General features: G+C 43.4%; 20 protein-coding genes. 6 read left to right on the top strand and 14 right to left on the bottom strand.

Annotated features, from left to right (window positions below; translation table 11 throughout):
* Positions 1-372 precede the first annotated feature (372 nt).
* Complete coding sequence (locus tag J7I42_RS12000) at positions 373-2,247, top strand: hypothetical protein (RefSeq protein ID WP_209139022.1); 1,875 nt, start codon at positions 373-375, stop codon at positions 2,245-2,247.
* A gap of 60 nt (positions 2,248-2,307) precedes the next feature.
* Here J7I42_RS12000 and J7I42_RS11995 read toward each other — a convergent pair whose 3' ends face one another.
* The 9 genes from J7I42_RS11995 to J7I42_RS11955 all read right to left on the bottom strand — a co-directional run bounded on the left by J7I42_RS11995 (position 2,308) and on the right by J7I42_RS11955 (position 11,092).
* Entirely contained in the window at positions 2,308-2,814 is a 507-nt protein-coding gene (locus tag J7I42_RS11995) for an RrF2 family transcriptional regulator (RefSeq protein WP_209139021.1), read from the bottom strand.
* Positions 2,815-2,937: 123 nt separating this feature from the next.
* Complete coding sequence (locus tag J7I42_RS11990) at positions 2,938-3,249, bottom strand: iron-sulfur cluster assembly protein (protein ID WP_209139020.1); 312 nt, start codon at positions 3,247-3,249, stop codon at positions 2,938-2,940.
* Positions 3,215-3,688, bottom strand: coding sequence for a SufE family protein (locus tag J7I42_RS11985; RefSeq protein ID WP_209139019.1), 474 nt, complete (start codon positions 3,686-3,688; stop codon positions 3,215-3,217). Before J7I42_RS11985 ends, J7I42_RS11990 begins: the two co-directional genes overlap by 35 nt.
* A 2-nt stretch (positions 3,689-3,690) precedes the next feature.
* On the bottom strand, positions 3,691-4,932 hold the full coding sequence (locus J7I42_RS11980; protein ID WP_236065416.1) for a cysteine desulfurase: 1,242 nt from the start codon (positions 4,930-4,932) through the stop codon (positions 3,691-3,693).
* The gene (gene sufD, locus J7I42_RS11975) at positions 4,929-6,230 is read right to left on the bottom strand and encodes a Fe-S cluster assembly protein SufD (RefSeq protein ID WP_209139018.1); all 1,302 of its coding nucleotides are present in this window, start codon (positions 6,228-6,230) and stop codon (positions 4,929-4,931) included. Before sufD ends, J7I42_RS11980 begins: the two co-directional genes overlap by 4 nt.
* Positions 6,231-6,274: 44 nt before the next feature.
* Positions 6,275-7,033, bottom strand: a complete 759-nt coding sequence (sufC, locus tag J7I42_RS11970) for a Fe-S cluster assembly ATPase SufC (protein WP_209139017.1) — start codon at positions 7,031-7,033, stop codon at positions 6,275-6,277.
* A 114-nt stretch (positions 7,034-7,147) separates the two neighbouring features.
* Complete coding sequence (gene sufB, locus J7I42_RS11965) at positions 7,148-8,593, bottom strand: Fe-S cluster assembly protein SufB (RefSeq protein ID WP_209139016.1); 1,446 nt, start codon at positions 8,591-8,593, stop codon at positions 7,148-7,150.
* A gap of 388 nt (positions 8,594-8,981) precedes the next feature.
* On the bottom strand, positions 8,982-10,316 hold the full coding sequence (locus J7I42_RS11960) for an NAD(P)/FAD-dependent oxidoreductase (RefSeq protein ID WP_209139015.1): 1,335 nt from the start codon (positions 10,314-10,316) through the stop codon (positions 8,982-8,984).
* 68 nt (positions 10,317-10,384) lie between these two features.
* A complete protein-coding gene (locus J7I42_RS11955) occupies positions 10,385-11,092 on the bottom strand; it encodes an arylesterase (RefSeq protein ID WP_209139014.1) in 708 nt (235 codons plus the stop codon).
* 338 nt (positions 11,093-11,430) lie between these two features.
* Between J7I42_RS11955 and J7I42_RS11950 the strand changes: the two genes are divergently transcribed.
* Both J7I42_RS11950 and J7I42_RS11945 read left to right on the top strand, forming a co-directional pair.
* Positions 11,431-12,111: an ABC transporter ATP-binding protein gene (locus J7I42_RS11950; RefSeq protein ID WP_209139013.1), complete on the top strand. Its 681-nt coding sequence runs from the start codon at positions 11,431-11,433 to the stop codon at positions 12,109-12,111.
* A 96-nt stretch (positions 12,112-12,207) separates the two neighbouring features.
* Positions 12,208-14,766, top strand: a complete 2,559-nt coding sequence (locus J7I42_RS11945) for an ABC transporter permease (RefSeq protein WP_209139012.1) — start codon at positions 12,208-12,210, stop codon at positions 14,764-14,766.
* 11 nt (positions 14,767-14,777) lie between these two features.
* Here the strand turns inward: J7I42_RS11945 and J7I42_RS11940 are convergent, their stop codons facing one another.
* From J7I42_RS11940 to J7I42_RS11920, 5 genes are all read right to left on the bottom strand, one after another.
* On the bottom strand, positions 14,778-15,458 hold the full coding sequence (locus tag J7I42_RS11940) for a DUF3575 domain-containing protein (RefSeq protein WP_209139011.1): 681 nt from the start codon (positions 15,456-15,458) through the stop codon (positions 14,778-14,780).
* Positions 15,458-16,201, bottom strand: a complete 744-nt coding sequence (locus J7I42_RS11935; protein WP_209139010.1) for an LVIVD repeat-containing protein — start codon at positions 16,199-16,201, stop codon at positions 15,458-15,460. Before J7I42_RS11935 ends, J7I42_RS11940 begins: the two co-directional genes overlap by 1 nt.
* 10 nt (positions 16,202-16,211) lie before the next feature.
* The gene (locus J7I42_RS11930; RefSeq protein ID WP_209139009.1) at positions 16,212-16,748 is read right to left on the bottom strand and encodes an LVIVD repeat-containing protein; all 537 of its coding nucleotides are present in this window, start codon (positions 16,746-16,748) and stop codon (positions 16,212-16,214) included.
* A gap of 1,695 nt (positions 16,749-18,443) precedes the next feature.
* Positions 18,444-18,665 carry a hypothetical protein gene (locus J7I42_RS11925; protein WP_209139008.1) on the bottom strand — a complete coding sequence of 74 codons (222 nt, stop codon included), beginning with the start codon at positions 18,663-18,665 and terminating at the stop codon, positions 18,444-18,446.
* Positions 18,666-18,809: 144 nt separating this feature from the next.
* Positions 18,810-19,637: an MOSC domain-containing protein gene (locus J7I42_RS11920; RefSeq protein ID WP_209139007.1), complete on the bottom strand. Its 828-nt coding sequence runs from the start codon at positions 19,635-19,637 to the stop codon at positions 18,810-18,812.
* A 386-nt stretch (positions 19,638-20,023) separates the two neighbouring features.
* On the opposite strand from J7I42_RS11920, the gene J7I42_RS11915 reads away from it, so the two are divergent.
* The 3 genes from J7I42_RS11915 (at position 20,024) to J7I42_RS11905 (ending at position 23,273) form a co-directional block, all read left to right on the top strand.
* Positions 20,024-20,833: an MBL fold metallo-hydrolase gene (locus J7I42_RS11915; protein WP_209139006.1), complete on the top strand. Its 810-nt coding sequence runs from the start codon at positions 20,024-20,026 to the stop codon at positions 20,831-20,833.
* Positions 20,834-21,200: 367 nt separating this feature from the next.
* On the top strand, positions 21,201-21,845 hold the full coding sequence (locus J7I42_RS11910) for an RNA polymerase sigma-70 factor (protein ID WP_209139005.1): 645 nt from the start codon (positions 21,201-21,203) through the stop codon (positions 21,843-21,845).
* A gap of 147 nt (positions 21,846-21,992) precedes the next feature.
* Entirely contained in the window at positions 21,993-23,273 is a 1,281-nt protein-coding gene (locus J7I42_RS11905; RefSeq protein WP_209139004.1) for a FecR family protein, read from the top strand.
* Positions 23,274-23,280 lie beyond the last annotated feature (7 nt).

Raw genomic sequence — 23,280 nt, 5'->3', positions numbered from 1 at the left:
GCATCAACCCATCAATTTATTACTTCCTCCCCCTTATCAACCTTATCACCCCATCAACTCTATCAACCTGTCAACGTATCAACTTCCTACCTCTTACATCCTTTATCAACCCTATCTACCCCGCAAGGCGGGGCAGGCTCTGCCTTTCTGATCAACTGGTCAACTGGTTTAACTGATCAACTTACTTGTCAACCTGTCAACGTGCTAACGAGTTAACTTCCTACCTCTTACCTCCTCCCCTCTATCCCCTTTCAACCAGTTACCCCCCACATATACCAAAAATACATTATAAACGTTATTATTAATAGGACCATCTGTAAACCCATAATTTTTTGATATACAGTTGGCGTTTACCCTTTAAAAAAGCACCCAATGAACTATCAGCAACTCGTATCAGTATGCACTTACTCCGGTATAGTAATTTTACTAGTCGCATGCCGGCCAACCCACACCATTGTTTATACCAGTGAACCGCCGCCACCTCAAACCAAGATCATTGTTGTTAAAGAACCGCCGCGTGTCGTAGAAAAAGTGGTTATCATTAAAGAACAACCGCAGCAACAACCGGTAGTAGTAAACAACCCACAAAACACCTATAATCATACAAGAAACAATACAACCAATAATACTACCTATAATAACACTACTACTAACAATAATTCAACAACCAATATAACCACTGGAAATAATACCCAGCAACAAGCCAATACGCACGTACCACACAGACCAGGATACCCTAATAATTATCCTTCCAATGTCCAGAAAGAAAAAGAACGTTTAGAAAAAGAACGTTTAGAGAAAGAGCGTTTAGAGAAAGAACGTTTAGAGAAAGAACGCATTGAAAAAGAACAGAAAGAGCGGGAAGAAAAAGAACGCCAGGATAAAATAAAACATATTGGCTTTAACCAGGGTCACTTTGGACAAAATAACCAGGCGGCCGAAAAAGAACGCATCGAGAAAGAAAGACTCGAGAAAGAAAAGAAGGACAAGGAGGAAAAAGACCGGATAGCTAAAGAACAAAAAGATAAAGAAGACAAGGACCGCGCCGACAAGGAAAAGAAAGACAAAGATGAAAAAGACCGCATAGCTAAAGAACAGAAAGATAAAGAAGACAAGGACCGCGCTGACAAGGAAAAGAAAGACAAAGATGAAAAAGACCGCATAGCTAAAGAGCAGAAAGATAAAGAAGACAAGGACCGCGCCGACAAGGAAAAGAAAGACAAAGATGAAAAAGACCGCATAGCTAAAGAGCAGAAAGAGAAAGAAGACAAAGACCGCGCTGACAAAGAAAAGAAAGACAAAGATGAAAAAGACCGCATAGCTAAAGAGCAGAAAGAGAAAGAAGACAAGGACCGCGCTGACAAAGAAAAGAAAGACAAGGAAGAAAAAGACCGCATAGCCAAAGAGCAGAAAGATAAAGAAGACAAAGACCGCGCTGACAAGGAAAAGAAAGACAAAGATGAAAAAGACCGCATAGCTAAAGAGCAGAAAGATAAAGAAGACAAAGATCGCGCTGACAAGGAAAAGAAAGACCAGGAAGAAAAAGACCGGATAGCTAAAGAGCAGAAAGAGAAAGAAGACAAAGACCGCGCTGAAAAGGAAAAGAAAGACAAAGATGAAAAAGACCGCATAGCTAAAGAGCAGAAAGATAAAGAAGACAAGGACCGCGCTGACAAGGAAAAGAAAGACCAGGAAGAAAAAGATCGCATAGCTAAAGAGCAGAAAGAGAAAGAAGATAAAGACCGAGCTGACAAGGAAAAGAAAGACCAGGAAGAAAAAGACCGGCTAGCTAAAGAGCAGAAAGAGAAAGAAGACAAGGACCGCGCTGACAAGGAAAAGAAAGACCAGGAAGAAAAAGACCGCGTAGCTAAAGAGCAAAAGGAGAAAGAAGATAAGGAGCGCGCAGAGAAAGAAAAGAAAGACCAGGAAGAAAAAGACCGCTTAGCTAAAGAGCAAAAGGAGAAAGAAGACAAGGACCGCGCTGACAAGGAAAAGAAAGACCAGGAAGAAAAAGACCGTGTAGCCAAAGAGCAGAAGGATAAAGAAGATAAGGAGCGCGCAGAGAAAGAAAAGAAAGATCAGGAAGAAAAAGACCGTGTAGCCAAAGAGCAAAAGGAGAAAGAAGATAAGGAGCGCGCAGAGAAAGAAAAGAAAGACCAGGAAGAAAAAGAAGCCAAAGAGAAAAAGGAAAATGAGGAAAAGGGCAAAGGCGGAGAAGGCGGTGGAGGAAACGGAAAGAAGGATTAGTTACAATAAAAAACCCCGACAGCTTATGCTCGTCGGGGTTTTTAATAAGTTGTATATAGGTTAATCTTGTTCCGGCTGTACCATGCTCATGATGCTTTTCATTATTGCCGGATCTGGTTTAAGCATCTGATATAATATTTTAGTCGATTCCTTTTCAGAGTTCACCAGGTCGTGAAGCGTTACTTTATCCAGTAATTGGTCAAGGGTATACTGAATCATTTGCCACAACGAACGGGCCGAACAATCCACCGAATTGGTACATAACTTCATGGTACCGGAATGTGAACCACAAAAGTTATTGTTGAACATTGGTCCACCCAGGGCTTTTAACGCATCATTGATCACAATTTCCTTTGCAGACCTTGCCAGCTCATAGCCGCCTTTATTACCCGGCTTACTTTTTATAAACCCTTTCATCCGCAGAATACGGGTAAGCTTGGCCACATAAGTGCCAGTGATCCCTTCCGCTTCACTCAACTGCGGAATACTCATTCCATTCGGGTCCTTGCATGCCGCAAGGCGGATCAATATACGCAAGCCGTATTCTTCCTGTGCAGTTATTTTCATGTAATCTTTTTTGTCGTGAAACGTGAAAAAATCGCTTTATTCAATCAGTCTCACTATTTGTCAGATTATCCTTTCGGGTTTTTCTTTGCCGTCTCATCCGCTAGCTGGCGGACCGATTGCCGATTAAAGAAATCCTAGTTGTAATTGTGCTGCTTCCGACATCATGCTTTTGTCCCAGGCCGGAGTCCAGGTTACAGCCACATGTACATCGTTCACACCTTCTATTTCGCGTACCTTCTGATCAACTTCCACGGGTAACGACTGGGCAGCCGGGCAACCGGGCGCCGTTAATGTCATCACTATCTGAATGTTGTTAATAGGTAACACATTTATTTCGTAAATCAAACCCAGTTCCCAAATACTTACCGGTATTTCAGGATCAAAAATGGTTTGCAATACCTCAGTTACTTTTTGTTTCAGCGCTTCGTTCTCCATGCGTCGTCGAGTTTTTTATTTTATAGGCCAGTGCAAAATTCTTCATCTGCTTAACCATCGACAGCAGCCCGTTTGCCCGGGTTTGCGCCAAATGGGTTGTCATGCCAATTTTTTGAATAAATCCCAGGTTAGTCTCAATGATCTCATCAGGCGTATGGCCACTCAGCACCCTGATCAACATACTGATCAATCCTTTCACAATCACCGCATCACTATCGGCCTTGAAGTATATTACGCCATCTTTATATTCACTCACCAGCCACACTGTACTTTGACAGCCACGCACCTTGTTTTCATCGAGCTTGTGTTTGTCTTCCAGTAAGGGTAGCTTCTTCCCCATGTCGATAATGTACTCATACTTATCTTCCCAGGAATCGAACAGCGAAAACTCTTCTACTATTTCATCTTCTGTCTGCTGTATGGTCTTATGCTCGCTCATTTTTATAACAACATTTTTAAAGCCTTATGCAATCCTTCTATCAGCTTATCCACTTCTTCTTTGGTATTGTACATGGCAAAGGATGCCCTGATGGTGCCTGGTATACCATAGCAATGCATCAAAGGTTGTGCGCAATGGTGACCGGTCCTTACAGCAATACCACGGTTATCGAGCAAAATGCCAACATCCTGTGGATGCACTTTATCGATCACAAAGGAAGCCACACTCACTTTATTGGCAGCCGTACCAATGATCCTTAACCCTGGCAATTGCACCAGTTGTTCGGTAGCATATGCCAGTAATTCATTCTCATGGTTACGGATCTTTTCCTTACCGATCTTATTCACAAACTCAAGCGCTGCCTTTAATACAGCCGCATCGCCAATATTAGGTGTACCGGCTTCAAATTTGTAAGGCAGGTCGGCATACGTGGTTTTTTGCAACGTAACTTCCTTGATCATTTCACCCCCACCCTGAAACGGCGGCATGGCTTCCAGCAAATGCTTTTTACCATATAACACACCTATACCAGTTGGGCCATATACTTTATGAGAGGAGAATGCGAAGAAATCGCAATCCATGGCCTGCACATCTATATCAAGGTGAACGGTTGACTGGGCGCCATCTATCATAACCAATGCGCCCGCCTGATGCGCCAGCCTGATGATCTCTTCTACCGGGTTCACGGTCCCTAATGCGTTGGATACATGCACTACGGATACCAGTTTTGTTTTTGAACTCAGCAGCTTTTTATATTCATCCAGCAATAACTCCCCGTTTTGTTGGGGAATCATTTTCAGCACGGCGCCTTTTTCTTCACACAGCATTTGCCAGGGAACAATATTGGAGTGGTGCTCCATTTCTGTGATTATGATCTCGTCCCCTGCTTTTATATTTTGACGTCCCCAGGTATAAGCTACCAGGTTGATACCTTCGGTAGTACCCCGGGTAAAAATGATCTCTTCCCTTGAAGCAGCATTAATAAATTGTTGGGCGGCATTGCGACTGGCTTCAAAAGCAGCGGTTGCTTCTTCAGCCAGCGTATGTATACCCCGATGCACGTTTGCATTATAGTTGCTGTAATAATCAACCAGTGCATCAATCACCACTTGCGGCTTCTGAGTCGTAGCGGCATTATCAAAATATACTAATGGATGTCCTTTCACCTGCCGGTCCAGCGCCGGGAACTGTTGCCGTATGGCCTGTACATCCAGTCCCTTTTTAATGGTGTTGCTTTCTATCATGCTAAATCAAATTCCAAACGTTCTGAAATCAGTTTATCAACATACTCGCGAATGGGTGCCAGTTTGATCTGCTCCAAAATGTCAACTGCAAACCCATGTAATAACAATGACTTGGCAGTGGCTTCTGTAATACCTCTTGAACGCAGGTAGAACAAACTTTCCTCATCCAAACGACCAATGGTACAACCGTGCGAACATTTTACATCATCTGCAAATATCTCCAGCTGCGGTTTGGTGTTTACACTTGCTCCTTCAGACAGTAATACATTTTTATTGCTTTGGTAGGCATTGGTCTTTTGTGCATCCTGTCTTACAAAGATCTTACCATTGAATACACCGGTACTTTGATCATCTAACATGCCTTTGTACAGCTCATTGCTTTCGCAATGTGGTTTGGCATGGTCAACCACCGTATGGTTATCAATGTGGCTTTGTCCATGTTGTAAATAGATACCGTATAAATGCGCTTCGCAATATTCCTCGTCAAGCACAATGTTCAGGTTGTTACGGACCAATCCTTCATTCAGGGAAACCGTAACAGTATGCGTAACGCATTTACCTATTTGTTGAATATGGGTAGTCGCTACCTGGCTGGCATGCGAGGCATCAGTTTGTAATTTATAATATTCCGTAATGGCGTCTTTTTCCACCACGATCTCGATCACGCGGTTGGTAAAGCTTTCCTGGTTACCCAGGGTGTTGAATGTCTCAACAAACTTCACCTGTGCATTCTCGCCAACATAAACCAGCGTACGGGGTTGTGCCAGTACATTGGCCTGACGAGCATCAGTGATATTATAAATGTATATGGGATGTTCAATGATCTGGCCTTTTTTGATGTGTACGAATACGCCATCCTGTACAAAAGCAGTGCTCAGGGCAATGATGCCATCTTTTAAATAATTGCTGCTGTGACCCAGGTGTTTTGAAACAATATCCTTGTATTCGTTCTTTGAGGCTTCCTGTAATGACTGTACAGTGAGACCTTTTGAACGGATCACAGACAATTCGGGAGAATAGTGTCCGTTTATATAGAATAACTCATTCGCCTGCTCATAGGCTGGCAAACGTACAGGCGCCAGGTCGGCCTCGCTAAACGTACCGGCAGTATGGTATTTATATTCTTTATTGAAGAAACTGCCAATACGGGTATACTTCCATTCTTCATGACGGGTGGTAGGAATACCCATTTTATTTAACGCATCAAATGCTTTTTGACGAATAACGCCCAAACCATTCTGCTCGTTTACAGTAGGAAGTTGACTAAACCGTTCTTTTATATATTCTAAATTGTTCATTGTGTAAATTTTGTGCCGGCTAACAGGCTCTGCCTGTTGAGCGTTTACGCTTCTGCCTTAAACTGTTCTTTGATAAAATCGTAGCCTCTTTCTTCCAGCTCAAGCGCCAGTTCCTTAGGGCCTGATTTTACGATTTGACCATTGTACAATACATGTATAACATCTGGAACGATATAATCCAGCAGGCGCTGATAGTGGGTAACTAACAGTACTGCGTTATCCTTGCTGCGTAATTTATTCACCCCATTGGCTACTATGCGGATGGCATCGATATCGAGACCTGAATCGGTTTCATCGAGAATGGCGAGTTTAGGTTGCAACATAGCCATCTGGAACACTTCATTTCTTTTCTTTTCACCACCAGAGAACCCCTCGTTCAGCGAACGGCTCAGCAACGTTTGATCGATGTTCGTCATTGCCATTTTCTCTTTCATGAGCTTTAAAAAAGCAACTGCATCCAGCGCTTCTTCGCCCCGGTACTTGCGTACTTCATTCACCGCAGTTTTTATAAAATTGGTGGTACTTAAACCTGGTATTTCAACAGGGTATTGAAATGCGAGGAACAAGCCTTCACCGGCTCTTTCTTCAGGAGATAATTCCAGCAGGTCTTTCCCATTAAAGGTAACGGAGCCATCTGTTACTGTATAATCTTCACGGCCGGCCAGTACCGACGCCAGGGTGCTTTTACCAGATCCATTCGGTCCCATGATGGCATGCACTTCACCTGGTTTAATTTCGAGGTTAATACCTTTCAAAATTCTCTTTTCGTCAATACTTGCATGCAAGTTGTGAATTGATAACATAATAAATGATATAATTTAATCGTGAATCGCTTTTTTAATCGGCAATCGGTAATCCTGAATCGGCAATATGCCTAATTTCTTTGCCTCGCCACTAACTTGTTAACTCGTCAACTTTTAACCAACACTGCCTTCTAAGCTAATCGCCAGCAGTTTTTGAGCCTCAACGGCAAACTCCATTGGTAACTGGTTCATTACTTCTTTGGCAAAACCATTAATGATCAGGGCAACGGCAGTTTCGGTATCAATACCGCGCTGGTTGCAATAGAAGATCTGGTCTTCACCAATTTTTGAAGTAGTAGCTTCATGCTCCACTACGGCTGTATTGTTCTTCACTTCAATATAAGGGAAGGTATGGGCACCGCATTTGTCGCCTAATAATAAGGAGTCGCATTGGGAGAAGTTACGTGCATTGGCCGCGTTCTTACCAACATGCACCAGACCGCGGTAACTGTTGTTACTTACACCCGCCGAAATACCTTTCGATACAATACGGCTACGGGTATTTTTACCCAGGTGCATCATTTTAGTACCGGTATCTGCCTGTTGGTGGTTATTGGTAACAGCTACTGAGTAAAACTCACCTACTGAATAATCACCTTTCAGGATCACACTGGGATATTTCCAGGTAATAGAAGAACCGGTTTCAACCTGCGTCCAGGAGATCTTGGCGTGAGCTCCCTGGCAAATTCCGCGTTTGGTCACAAAGTTGTAAATACCGCCTTTGCCATCTTTATCGCCAGGATACCAGTTTTGTACAGTTGAATATTTGATCTCCGCATTCTCATGGGCAATCAATTCAACCACCGCAGCGTGTAACTGATTTTCATCACGAATGGGTGCAGTACAACCTTCGAGGTAGCTAACATAGCTGCCTTCGTCGGCAATCAGCAGGGTGCGCTCAAACTGACCTGTACCTTCTGCATTTATGCGGAAGTAGGTTGACAATTCCATGGGGCAACGCACGCCTTTCGGAATATAACAGAATGAACCATCGCTGAAAACAGCTGAGTTTAATGCCGAAAAATAGTTATCGGTAATAGGAACAACAGATCCGATGTATTTCTTTACCAGTTCAGGGTGTTCCTGAATAGCTTCGCTGATAGAGCAGAAGATGATGCCCAGTTCAGCCAGTTGTTCTTTAAAAGTAGTACCTATAGATACGCTGTCGATCACCGCATCGATGGCCACACCGGAAAGGCGCTTTTGCTCATCGAGCGAAATACCCAGCTTTTCGAATGTTTTGCGTAATTCAGGATCTATTTCATCGAGGCTGTTGACCTTCTTTTTCTGTTTGGGGGCAGAATAATATTTAATGTCCTGATAATTAATAGGGTCATATTTAATATTGGCCCAGTTAGGCTCCTGCATTTTAAGCCAGTGGTTATAAGCTTTCAGGCGCCATTCCAACATCCACTCCGGTTCGTTTTTTTTGGCAGAAATAAAACGGATGGTGTCTTCATTTAGTCCGGGAGGTGCTTCATCCACTTCAATTTCCGTTACAAAACCGTATTTGTAATCGGTGAGAACCGTTTTTTCAATTGCACTAAGCTCATTATTCATCTGAAAAATATTTAATTTTTGGGGCCGGATGGAACTCGTCACGACAAAATTTTCATAACCAAATACTATAATGAAAATTTTGTAGCGTCTCGTTTCATAGCAAATCTTTTAAATTGACCTATTTCTGTTTAGGGCCACAAAGGTACGACAATCTATACTAAAAAGTATAAACAGGGATATATCATTTCTTTTTATTGTGGGATAGTTATTATTTATCAAAAACAAACGCTGATTATCAATTGGTTTGAATTAAAATGCGCCCTCGTACACGGGCTTCTTATGATAAGTCGGTCCAGCGGGTGAAATATTGTAAGGACAGCGGTTTGCGCCGCAAAGGTAGGTCAGAAATGGTTTTCTGCCTCATATTAAGGAATATTTGGGTTGTTTTTCACACCAGCACTTTATCAGTTGACTTTTCAACCGGGATATTTTCTTTTTTGGCACCAATGATCACGCGCATTACAGCATCGTAGCTGAGGTAATTCCAGATCCAGTTTACAAATACCATCAGGCGGTTCTTAAACCCTATAATTGAGAACAAATGCACAAACAACCATATGAACCAGGCGAAGACTCCCTGGGTACGAATTTCTTTATTAAAGATCTTTACATCGGCCACAGCCTTTTTACGGCCTATCGTTGCCAGGGCGCCCTTATCGGCATATACAAAAGGTTTTAGTGGTTTACCTGCGATCAGTTTTGGTAAATTATCTCCCAGTAAACGCCCCTGTTGAAGCGCAGGCTGGGCCAGCATTGGATAGCCTTCAGGTTTTTCAGCAGTAGCCATTTCGGCAATATCCCCAATGGCAAAAATGTTCTCATACCCGGTTAATCTGTTATATTCATCTACCTTCAGGCGGTTGCCGCTGGTAATACATTCCTCACTCAATCCTTTAATAGGCGCCCCCGTTACCCCGGCAGCCCAAATGAGCGTACGGCTGCATAACTTTTCACCATTATCTAACGTCACCGTGTAGCCATCGAATGATTTAACACGCCGGTTCAGCCATACCTGTACACCCGCCGCCTTAAGAAAATGCAATGCCTCCGTAGAAGCTTCCTTCGACATACCCTTTAAGATATGATCACCACTTTGAATAAGGTGGATATCCATTTTAATAAAATCCAGCTCCTTGTAATCTTTGGGGAATACATGTTTACGCAACTCGCTTAATGCACCCGCAATTTCAACCCCGGTAGGGCCGCCGCCTACAATTACAAAATCCATCAAACTGTTTAGCTGTTCTTCGTCTCCTATTTGCAAGGCTTTTTCGAAATTGCAGAGGATGGTATTACGTAACATCAGTGCATCTTCAACACTCTTCATAGCTATGGCATGGCGTTCTATCTGTTCATTGCCATAATAGTTGGTAGTGGCGCCGGTAGCAATTACCAGGTAATCATAGTGCACCAGACCAATACTCGTTTCTATGATGCGTTTAACCGGGTCAACCGATTCTACTTCTGCCAGCCGGAAGAAAGTATCCTCTCCTTTTTCAAGAATTTTGCGATAAGGATATACAATAGAAGGTGCATTTAACCCTGCGGTTGCTACCTGATATAACAAAGGCTGGAACGTATAATAATTGTTTTTGTCGATAAGTACTACCTGCAATGGAGCTTTTGATAATTTTTTAGCCAGTTCAGTTCCCGCAAATCCGCCACCCACAATTACAACACGGGGATTTTTTGATACAGGTAATTTTGCCAGGGTTGTTGTCACAGTATTGGTTTTTAACATTCAAAAGGTAGAGCTGCAAGATACACGACAAAAAGCAAGCTTACTACTCTTTACAACAATCCCTGTAGCACCCGCCACACATTTCCGGCTACGATCTTATGTCCCTGGGGGTTAGGATGTATGCCATCGGCCTGGTTCAAATGACTGATGCCGCCGACATTTTCCAACAGAAAGGGGATCAGGTCCACATGATTATTAGCGGCCAGCTGCTGAAATGCCACCCTGAACGCAGAAGCATAATTACGTCCCATATTGGGCGGCACCTGCATACCCGCCAGTATTATTTTAACGTTGGGATATTTTTCCCTTACCCTGTCTATAATGGCTTGCAGGTTCTTCGCCGTTTCTGCAACAGGGATACCGCGTAATCCATCATTGCCACCCAGCTCCAACACAAAAATATCAACGGGTTGCCTAAGGATCCAGTCAATCCTGCTTTTACCACCAGCTGTAGTTTCCCCACTCAACCCGGAGTTTATTACTTTATAAGGTAATTCCAGGGAATCTATTTTTTCCTGCACCAGCGCCGGGAAGGCCTCTGACGGATCTACGCCATAACCAGCGGTTAAACTGTTTCCAAAAAATACGATCGTTTTGGCCTTTTCCTTTCCGGCTTCCCGGGGCAATTGTTCCCGCTTTTGTTTGTTTGAATTTGATGTTTTATCCTCATTATTGCCACAACTGCCCAGTACTGACAACAACAGTATGCCAACAATTAAATATTTACCGCTCATATAAATACCATTAAACTTTTTCATGGGATCCCCTTTTTTAATCGTGAAACGGCAATCGGCAGTCGGCAAACCGCGACGCGTTGCAATTGATTTCTCGCCTACGGCTCGAAAATCTGTAATTCGAGACTCCCGCCACCTGATTGCCCGCGAGAATTCAAGAACTCAAAAACTAAAGAACTAATAAACTGATTGCTGGTATTGCCTCATCAACAGGTCAACTGGTTAACTTCTAACTTCTTTCCGCCTGTAAGTTTACCCTCAAAATAACATTAATTTAAACAACATTATCACCTAATAATTGTAATAAAAAGTTTAAAGGTGTAACTTATTCCTGGCATCAATTTGCAATTTCAACATTCGTCATGGAAACCATCCTCAACGTAAAGAACGTAAGTAAAATGTACCAGGGTGCCGGTGAAACCCTGACGGTGCTCAATGATGTGAATTTTTCGGTAGAAGCCGGTTCTACCCTGTCTATTGTAGGCCCCTCGGGCAGTGGAAAAACAACACTGCTGGGTTTATGCGCCGGTCTCGACCGCTCCAGCAAGGGTTCGGTGGAACTGAATAACATTAAGCTCGATCAGCTAAGCGAAGATGAGCGGGCACAGGTACGCAATCGTTATGTTGGGTTCATTTTCCAGAACTTTCAATTGTTGCCCACCCTTACAGCACTTGAAAATGTGATGGTGCCCCTGGAGTTGCGCGGCGAAAAGAACATACGCGCACGATCGATCAGCCTGCTCGATAAAGTAGGACTGCGTAACCGTATGCATCACTACCCGGCCCAATTATCGGGTGGTGAACAACAACGGGTATCACTGGCCCGGGCTTTTTCCAATAGTCCCCGGATATTATTTGCCGATGAACCAACCGGCAACCTCGATGTGGAAACCAGTGATAAAGTGATAAAATTGCTGTTCGACCTAAACCAGGAAGCCGGCACTACTTTAATAATTGTAACACATAACCTGGAACTGGCTTCTCAAACCAAACGTATTATCAAGATCAAAGGCGGCCATCTTGTAGCAGACGAACTCAATTAATTGCTGATTTTGAGATTTCGGGATTTTGAGATTTGAAGGCAGTCCCGGATAAATGAAACCCCGAAATCAAAAAATCCCAAAATCAGAAATACCAGCATGGATATAGAAAGGTTCAAATACAAAAGACGACTCCGTTTCAGGTGGCTATTGAAAATGGCCTGGCGCGACAGCCGGCGTAACCGGTCGCGTTTGTTTCTGTTTATATCCTCCATTGTGCTGGGGATTGCTGCATTGGTGGCTATTTTTTCATTAGGAGATAATGTGCGAAGCGATATCGACTCGCAGGCAAAAAGCCTGGTGGGCGCCGATCTGGTCATTGAAAGCAATAAAAAAATCAGTTCCCGGATAAGACCGCTACTCGACTCCCTGGGTGACCAGCGTTCCGTTGAACGCACGTTCGCCTCCATGATCTACTTTACCAAAAACGATGGTACCCGTCTGGTACAGGTAAGGGCCCTCGAAGGCGATTACCCTTATTATGGTACTATTGAGACCACGCCGGCGCGCGCTGCCAAAACATTTCGTACAAACCGCCAGGCGCTGCTTGATAAAACTTTAATGCTCCAATACAATGCGCAGGTAGGAGATTCCATACAAATTGGGGATGTAACATTTGCCATTGCCGGCGTTATCACAAAAGCACCGGGACGAACCGGTATTTCCACCACTGTTGCGCCACCGGTATATATTCCACTCAAATACCTCGATTCAACCGGCCTCATTCAAAAAGGCAGTCGCATTGCCACTTCATATTACTATAAATACAATCACCCCGCTGAAATTGAAAGCGTAATTTCGGATATAGAGCCCCGTTTAGAAAAAGAAGGGCTCGATTATGATACTGTTGCTGAAAGAAAAAGAAATACCGGCCGCGCATTTGAAGATTTCAACCAGTTCCTGACCCTCATCAGCTTTATTGCGTTGTTATTAGGTTGTATAGGTGTGGCCAGCGCCATTCATATTTACATCCGGGAAAAGATTGCGTCTATTGCCATCCTCCGTTGCCTGGGGGGCAATTCGGTACAGGCGTTCCTGATCTATTTAATACAGATCGTTGGCATTGGGTTAATAGGTTCGGTGCTGGGCGCGGTGCTGGGTATTGCCATTCAACAACAACTCCCCGCCGTGCTGAAAGATTTTCTACCAGTGACAGTAACCACTACCATTTCCTGGAAAGCTATTATCCAGGGCATTATTTCAGGCGTGGTAATATCTTTATTATTTGCCTTGCTGCCCCTGGTTAGTGTACGGAATATTTCGCCATTGTATACCCTGCGACTGTCCGTTGAACACATAAAATTGCGCGACCCGCTTAAATGGCTGGTCTATGGCCTCATCCTGTTTTTTGTAGCCGGTTTCACCTGGTGGCAGATCCATGACTGGAGGCAATCCATCATCTTCACGGGTAGCATTCTGGTAGCCTTTCTGTTATTATCGTCGGTAGCCCTTACCCTGCGTTGGCTGGTACGCCGTTTTTTCCCCGCCTCCTGGAATTACCTTTGGCGGCAGGGGTTCGCCAATTTGTACCGCCCCAACAACCAAACCCTTATATTGATCGTGACCATTGGGTTGGGCGCAGCGTTTATCGGAACATTATATTTTATTCAGGACATCCTCATCAGCAGAGTAACCTTATCGGGCAGCGGCAATCAGCCCAACATGGTATTGTTCGATATTCAAAACAGCCAGAAAGACAGTGTAGCTGCATTGGCCAAAAATTATAACCTGCCCGTAATGCAACAGGTGCCTATTGTTACTATGCGGGTAGAAGAGATCAACCACCAAACAGCTGCACAGGTAAAATCAGATTCCGGAACAGGTTTTCGTACCGAAGCTTATGAGTGGGAATTTCGCGTAACCTACCGGGATACCTTAACCAGCACCGAAACACTGACCTCAGGTAAATTATACGGACCGGTTACCTCACCAGACGATGTGATCTATATTTCCATGGAAGACAGGTATGCCAAACGCATCCATGTTAACCTGGGCGACCATATTATTTTTAACGTGCAGGGCACCCTCATCCCCACTGTAGTTGGTAGCCTGCGGCAGGTTGACTGGCAGCGGGTGCAAACCAATTTCAGAGTGGTATTTCCTACAGGCGTGCTGGAAGAAGCACCCCAATTCCATGTACTGGTTACCCGGGTGCCATCGCCCGAAGTGTCTGCCCGGTTTCAGCAGGCGGTAGTAAAAAAATATCCCAACGTATCAATCATCGATCTTAACTTAATACTTACGGTACTTGATGAAGTGCTCGACAAGATCGGCTTTGTGATAAGATTTATGGCCGGGTTCAGTATTATTACCGGTTTAATTGTGTTGATCGCTTCAGTGCTCATCAGCAAATTTCAACGCATCCAGGAGAGCATTTTATTGCGTACGCTGGGCGCCAGCCGAAAGCAGATCTTATTTATTACTGCACTTGAATATTTCTTTTTAGGCGCCCTGGCAGCCGCCACCGGCATTTTATTATCGATGGCAGCCAGTTGGGCATTGGCAAAATACAGTTTTAAGGCGCCCTTTACGCCACATTGGTTACCTGTTGTAATTCTATTTGCCGCCATTTCGCTTTTAACAGTGATCATTGGCCTGCTCAATAGCAGGAGCATCTTAAATAAACCACCTTTAGAAGTATTGCGCAAAGAAGTTTAACAATACCTGCATTATTTTATATTATATACCAATCGAATACCGGCGGGTACAGCGACAGTTACGTGGGTATGTTTATCAGAGGTAATCGCCCTTATGGGAATGATAAAACTAAAACCATTACCATACTCACTACCGGGTTCATTATACAGGTTTTCTTCTCTATAGTGAAGCCCCACTCCTATATAAAACTCCAGGTACCAACGACCGTTCTGGGTAATAGACTCTTTTCCTCCAAATGTGATTTGTCCGCCTGACACCCGCTTTTGTATCTGAAATTTTTTATACTCTTGAAATGTTGGCACATTATTCACCACATCTTTATCAAGCCAGCCATTTACGGTATAGCGAACACCTTTATAGTGAAACTGGAGGTCAATAAACGTATTCCTGTATTGACCCAAAGTCAACCTGATGCCCGGACGAAATATAATGCCGCTGGTCTTTTGGATCCTGGGTAAATATGCTGAGTAACAAATATAACCGGCATCCATTATCACAGACAATCTTTTGTTCAATGCAATTTCGCCCCCAATGGAAACATTCCCGTCGTACAGATCCGCTAAACCCAAAAAATTCATTCTGAGCTTTACTTTCCCGGTGTCGCCAAAATATGTTTTAGACTTATATTTTTGTGCATTACCAATTACTGTTACCAGCAAAAGCAACAGGCATAAAAAACAGGTACGGTACATTATTTAATTTTTGTAATTAGGGTAGGTTCCAAACGCTTAGTAATATCAAACAGGTTCATTCCATCCTGCATCTGGCAAATAAGCGTATTGTTGAATGGGATTACATCCATATACCATTCATTCGGGATCTGTTTAACCAGTTGGGGGGCAAAGGCTTTCTGAATATTAAAAACATACAGTCCATAACGGTCACACACATACAAAGCAGTATCGGCATATCCGAGTCCATAAGGTTCAGAAACCGGAAAGGTTGCCTGCTGTATTGGATTGGTAACGTCTTTTATGTCATAGGCAGCAAGTACGCTTTGCGTACCCCCACACATAGAGTTGGTACGCAGGGTGGCATAAGCTACCGTATCTTTTGCCACTACCGGATCGCAACGGCGGATAACCTCGGGCGAAATGGCCGTGCTTAATTTCCGGGGTTCTTCGGGATTATCTACTGAAAAGATATGCACCACACTGGTTGACCCAATAAACAGTTTATCTTTAAAAGGATAGATCGTTTCAATCTCAAACCCAACATGCACAGTGTTTTTTAATACCGGGTCAGCCACATTTGAAATATTGAACATCTTCAGGTTTTCCCGATCAACCGTATACAAATAGTTGCCCAGAATGGCAAAACGGGCGGTTGAACCGCCACTACCAGCATTGGTTGTACTGGAAGTAGACGACTTCTGGCATTGGATAGCCCCAATAATCACGGCAAGCAGCAGTATATAAAGTAATGATTTTTTCATGTTACTATTTTTAGCGTTTGCAGTTAGGGGATTTAACCATTTGCAATTCCCAATCTATCACCATGCCTTTTTCAGGATCGGGGCAAACAAAATAACCAGGTTGCGGCGGGTATTTTTGTTCAACATAGGGGAAGGCATCTTCCATCCGTTTTACCACCACCGGATGCTTCACATCATGTATATCTACCACTACCAGGTCGTTCCCATTGTTGGCGTAGATAAAACTGCCCTTTACGGCAAATTCGGTATTGAAGGGAATGTTCAGAAAGGCGATCTTTTGCGGGTGCAACCGGTCGGAATTATCTATAACGTGAATGCCTTTGTTCTGGTCGTTCTGAAAGATGTAATTGCCCCAGGCATATATTTTACCCGCGTTAGTGGTTGATCGTGCATCGGAAACAGTGATCTCGCTTTTTTCAACGTCCGACTTATACACCGGCACATAGGCTTGGGTTTCACCGCTAGGGGGGCTCTCGTACTGCGGGTTGCAGCTATTCAGGCACACGAATAGCCCTATGCCGGCAGCAGTTAGCAATGGTAGTTTCATGAGTTTAATTTTCAAGGGTGTTGACATCGGTTTTTTACCGGTTGTTGCAGCCATGAAGATACAGCGCTGGTGTTTAGGAATTCCTTAACGTTTTGAAAAGGCAGCAGGGGCAGGGCAATAGGCAATGGCAATCAATGTCATTTTAGTTAAGCGAATAGGAGAGCTAAATCCTCCCGATGCATCGGGAGGCCGCAGCGTGCCGCACATAAAGACTGATGATAGGGATGGGTATTAATTTGATTAATCTAGAATAAACCCACCCCTACCCCTCCCAGGAGGGGACTCCTTAAAACACGCATTAACTAAACGACATTGAATAGGCAATGGGCAATAAGGGCCTCGTGAATGGGCAGATGGTAGATGGTAGATGGCAGACGGCAAGGGACTTTCGCTATCCACCAAAGGCGGACACGCGCTCAGGTCAATGGTAAACGTGTTTTTTAAAAAGAAGATATGGGCTGTCCTGGCAAAACCTGCCTGTAACACCATAAGAAACCATTCTGGCCCTTATTTTACCTTAACAAACCCAACATCATTTGGCGTAACCAAAGGCTTTTTATGCCTTTTATCGATTAGATGCTACCGGTAGAGGTGTAAAACCATACTATGACAAGGCTAATTGGTAGTGAAGTCCTGGTCATCCTCCTGTTTACTTCCAGTCAGATTCTCTCCAGATGTAGTCCTACAGGCCATTTCCCGCCTGAAAACGCCACCAAAACGCCACCGAAATGCCACCAAAAGGCCACTGCTCAGTGGCATTTTAATGGGGTATTTCTTGCCTATTGGTGGGATATGTAGTATATAAGTGATATATATCACTAGAGTCTGCACTATGTCTGACTAGGGGCTTGCCCGGCTTTTATTACGCTTTTACCACCATATCAAACAGTTATGTTTAAACCCCAACTTTTGTGATTTTTACAGCTGTCAACCATATTCCGTAACAATATCCGCTTTTGTCAAACTTTTTCAGTGTAAGACACTCCACAGCAGGCACATTTGCAACAAGGAACGCTCAAGAAAAGATGGAAACCAAAAACTAAAAAACAACGAACCAATCCTAATCAAGACACTGATATGTAAAGTTTTAGCAGTATACATGTAAAGCTATAACCGTAAATTGAAAATGTAAAGCCATATCCGTATCATTGTAAAACGCTGTAAAGTCAATTCTGTATTTATTCTCCCACCTGTAAGGTTTTTTCAGTATAAGACATGCCTGTTCTGTTCGGGATTGCTCCGGTCTTGCTGCGCATTTGGTTCGGGTGTTGTTCGGACTTTGTTCGGACTCTCCCTGGGAATGTTCGGGTGTACACAGGGAAAACCCGAACAAAGTCCGAACAAAGTCGGGCGCAAACCCAGCTCTATACCGAAGCAATCCCATACAAACCAATGATTTAAGCACAAAAGCAGCTGACTGTTGTAACATAATGATGTGAAAATGGCGGGGATAGGTAGCAAACTGGTCGCCAGACAGCCTGGATATTGCCTTAGAGTACTCTAAGGGTGCTCTGGAGACTCTAGTCCGCCTGAGCACTCCCTGACCACTCTTAGACCATTACCAGACCATTGCCTGAGCATTCCACGGCAACTGCACATACAGTTTCACACACATTCACCAGCACGATTGCGGCGTGCACATGAACGTCCGGAAACAACCAATAAAAACACAGTATAATTTTAAAAGATAGCAGACTACAAAGGATCGTGGTCCTTTGCCTTGATCTTGTAATCATTGAACATGGGAAGTGGTTCCGTTTTGAACAGCCTGGCAGGAGCATTGAGGGCAATCGTTTCTTTTTCGGCAGCCGTGTTACGGATCTCAGCAATTACTTCTTCGTTCTTATAAACCATTCTCAGCGTTGTGGATTCAATGGCGGCCGGAAGGGAACTGAGTTGTTTATTATTCCTTTTCATGAAATGTGCATTTAGTAAGTTATCAGGGCGTTACATAGTATAAAAAACAGACCACATTTTTTCATACCAGGCAGCTCATCATTTGCACTTACTATGTTGCTATTTTTCCTCAGATGTAGAAAAATAAAAACAAGGCAACGGTCACTAATCAGGCAATAGTTCCACAGCTCCTTTTTCGTGTATAGTTATAGTATTACCAACGCTTATTATTCCATTGCCTTTATACAACAGGTTCTGACCAAACAGCACCTTGTTGTTCTTCATACGATAGGTGCTAAGTGTTTTCAGCGGTTCTTTAGCCTTTGCCCCTGATTGCTGATCGATTGTTGTAATTACACAACGGGCGCAAGGTTTCGCCCCAAAGAAGGTGATGCCATTGATGGTGAATTGTTTCATATCGTCTTCCATAAAAGCAGTTCCACCGGTAAATACCAGATTGGGTCGAAATCTGTTCATGGGCAATGGGTCCGTTAACCGGTTGTTAAGATCATCAAGCGAAGCCTGGCCTATCAACAGTAACGGGAACGCATCTGAAAAACTGGTAATTTCTTTATTGTGTGCATACCGGCCGTCAACAAACCGGTTGGTGCTGTTGGGCATATACATCAGTTTGCAGGACATGCCCAGTTGTTTGCTGAACCAGGTATCGGCTTCGGCACTTACCCGTTGGGCCCGGCAATGATTGCTCCAAACCGTAACCATGGAAGTTTCGTTGGTAGTGGGTTCAAAAGGGACCAGCAACTCCTCTCCTTTAACCCGGCTATTCTGTATTAAAAGTCCCTGTTCGGTGATCTGCACTTTCAACAAAGCCATGGCATTTACTTCCCGCTGGGTAATGAACTGGTTATTGTCGTCAACCAGCATCCATCTTCTATCATATTCAAAGCCACGATCGGTCAATGTGGCGCTGTTCAGGGAAATGCCGCCCAATGATTTTATGGGGTAGATATATAATTCGCTCACTGTAAGCATACTGCTAAGGTAAAATAAAAATCCCGACGGTGACCGTCGGGATCCTGACACTTGTCAGCAGATATTTTGATGGATCGATACTCCAGTTAGGCGATACTAACCGAAAGTGTCCATGAATATTCTGTAGATTTCATGAATACCTCCTTTTCTTTGGTGAACTGTAAATATACGCAAAAAACGTCATTTACTTTTAGCAAAAACAGGTGCCATTTCATAAAAATTGTTTGTGGCTGATCTTGTTGCTGTTGCCTGCCTTTTCATAGTAAAAAATTTCTGGTATTAACTTTGCATTATCAGAAAACCTGATATTAAAATACTAGTGCGATCCGGATAACATTGGTAAAAGTCTGAATTTCTATTGCAGAATTCTACGCAAACTCTTTTCTATGATTATTTCGCCTTCGGCAAAGAACATTTGCAACACCTGTGGTGTTCGGTATGGCACTTCAATTATTCCTTCCATTTGCGAGATCTGTGCAGACGACCGGCAATACCTGGGTTTTACCGGCCAGGTTTGGACGAGTTACAATGAACTGGCCACTAAAAGTACCATCCGGTTTTCCCGCTTACTATCAACAATATACGATTTAAGGATAATCCCTTCATTCGCCATAGCACAAAAAGCGCATCTGGTGTTATCCTCTTCGGGCAATGTATTGTGGGACTGTCTTCCATTTATCGATGACCAAACCATTGCTTTTATCAGGTCGCTGGGAGGTATCAGCGCCATTGCCATTTCGCACCCGCATTATTATAGCCTGATGCAGGACTGGGCTACCGCTTTTGATTGCCCTATTTATTTACATGCCAATGATAAAGAATGGATTAAAGATCCCGGTGGATATATTGAATTATGGAATGGCGCTTCCAAAAAGTTATGGGACAATATCAGCATTGTTCATGTAGGCGGGCACTTTCCGGGAAGCACCGTATTACATTTACCCGATCATGGCAGAGCGGGTTGTTTACTAACCGGCGACAGTATTTACATAGCGCCCAGCCGCCGGCATATGTCTTTCATGTATAGTTATCCTAATCATATACCCCTGCCCCAAAAGGATATTGAGTTTATTTATGAACGGGTACATCCCCTTCCATTCGATGGCATGTACGGCGCCTTTGAATGGATGAATATTGCCGAGGGCGCCCGCGCCATCTTCGAAAAATCCATCAGCCGACATCTTTCCATCTTCTGACCGCCCATTTTTTACCATTTCCTGACAAAAGCCCCCTACCGTGCTTTCACTGGAAAAATCAGTTAAACCATTTATTGGCAATTAGAGGAAACACTTAAGTCAATTTTTAATATATTTTTGTAAACTTGCATCCCGCCGTTAGTTGCTTCCGGGATGAAGCGGGTAACGTGCAATTCTGGTTCCACGAACTGCCCTGATTTTAGCAACCTCCGTTATTTTGAAACTGGATAGTTATTCCTGTACCATTAGCAATTTATTGATAGTCATTAACCTTATCATTTATTGACCTTCGGTAAACACCGGCAAGGTGGTTAGACATATGTTGCCATATCGGTCCCCGATACAGATGATCATAAATTGAAACCAGATGAAGAAGAAATTATTAGAAAAGGATGATTGGCTCGCAGCATTTAATCAAGGGAACAATGATGCTTTTCGAACAATTTTCGAAAGCTACAACAAGATACTTTTTTCCAGCACCATGCAACTGGTAAAGGACAAAGAGCAGGCTGAAGATATTGTTTCTGAGGCCTTTACAAAACTCTGGCAAAGGCATGAGAACTTTCAGACCGAAGATCACATAAAAGCATTCCTGTTTGTTGCCACCCGCAACGCCAGCCTAAATTACCTCAGGCATATTCAAAGAAGAACTGCATCCCAAAGCGAATTGTCTTATTTGCAAAAAGACAAAGACGATCAGGATATAATAACAGATATAATAGAAGGCGAACTGTTGCGAAAAATATATCCTTTGATCGAAACCCTCCCCAACAAATGCAAAACCATTTTTAAACTCATTTATTTCGAAGACGCCAGTACCGATGAGGTGGCAGAAAAACTACACATTACACCCCGGAATGTCTTAAACCAGAAAAGGCGGGCCATTCAATTGCTGAAAAAGAGATTACTGGTGGCTGTGTTTATTAGCCTTTGCCTCAACGGGTCTATTGCTTTTAAGGTGAGATCTGAACACATCGCCGAAAACATAACGGCTTTTTTACATATACTCTAACCACAAGTACCTTTATTTATTTTCATCATTTTTTTTGTCAAAAATACCCCTTCGTTGTTTTTATATAAGTGGGTTTAAAAGGCTCAGTGAGCTTGGCGCTTCCATGTGAAATAAAGGCCTTGTTCTCAAGTTTTAAATACCATAATTATGCAGGAAAAGGTAAATAGGATCACAAGTCTGATAGAGAAGTTCCTGGAAGAGAAGATAAGTGCGGAAGAAGAAAAGGAGCTTAACGCATGGCGGGCAGAATCCGAACATAATGATGCATTTTTCAAGCAGATCACTGATAAAAATGAACTGCGGGAAAAATTAAAGCACTATGCAAGTGCTGATAGTGAAGCAATGTGGAAAAAAACGGTGCAACGGATCAACAGTGGCGCCAAACTGATAGATCTCTATCCGGAAAAGAAAACGACCAGATTACCATTTTTCAAAATTGCGGCTGCTGCGGCTGCCATCTTGCTTGTGTTGGCTGGCACCTGGTATTTTACCATCCAGAAAACATCCAACCAAACAGCCAATACTGACAACAAAAACAACAATTCCAATAGTAGCAAAAAATCCAGGATCGTTCCTGGTGGTAATAAAGCCACACTGACGCTGGCCAATGGCGAAACGATCATGCTGAATACTGTGCAGAACGGGAGCCTGGCCGATCAGGGGCACATGCAGATAACCAAGACTGATGGACGGTTAATATATAACAGGAAGCCGGATTCTGATGGACTTAACAATGGAACCGATTTATATAATACGGTTACTACCCCGAGAGGAGGACAATATACGATCACTTTACCTGACGGAAGTAAAGTATGGTTGAATGCGGCTTCATCATTGCGTTTTCCTATAGCCTTCGCCGGGAACGAGCGAATTGTTGAGCTCACCGGCGAAGCTTATTTTGAAGTGAACCCTCAGATCCAGCCTGGCGTAAAACAGGAAAAAGGTAAACCAGCCAAAACTCCGTTTATCGTTAAAATAAACACTCCTGCCGGAAACAGAAACGAAGTGGAAGTACTGGGCACACATTTTAACGTAATGGCGTATACAGAAGAAGGCGCTATCAAAACAACCCTGGTTGAAGGGAAGGTAAAAGTAACATCCGGCAACAGTTATCAAACTATACACCCCGGTGAACAGGCAAAACTGGGTGCAGGCAACATCTCAGTTCAACATGTTGATGCAGAAGATATAATTGGATGGACAAACGGTTATATTCCGGTTGGCGGCCACGACCTCGAATACACTATGCGACAAATAGCCCGCTGGTATGATGTAAATATTGTATATCAGGGAAAAAAGCCTGAGATCGCGTTTGAAGGAAAACTACCCCGTGGCGGTAGTATTGAAAGCATAATCAGGCTGCTCAATCTCAATAATATAAAAGCCAGATTGAACGAAAAAGAAAGAACGATCATAGTAACGTCATAGTCAACGT

Source organism: Niastella soli (assembly GCF_017742245.1).
Taxonomy (GTDB): Bacteria; Bacteroidota; Bacteroidia; order Chitinophagales; family Chitinophagaceae; genus Niastella; species Niastella soli.
The sequence above is the reverse complement of the archived record's forward strand: the minus strand, read 5'-3'. Positions and strand labels throughout refer to the sequence as shown.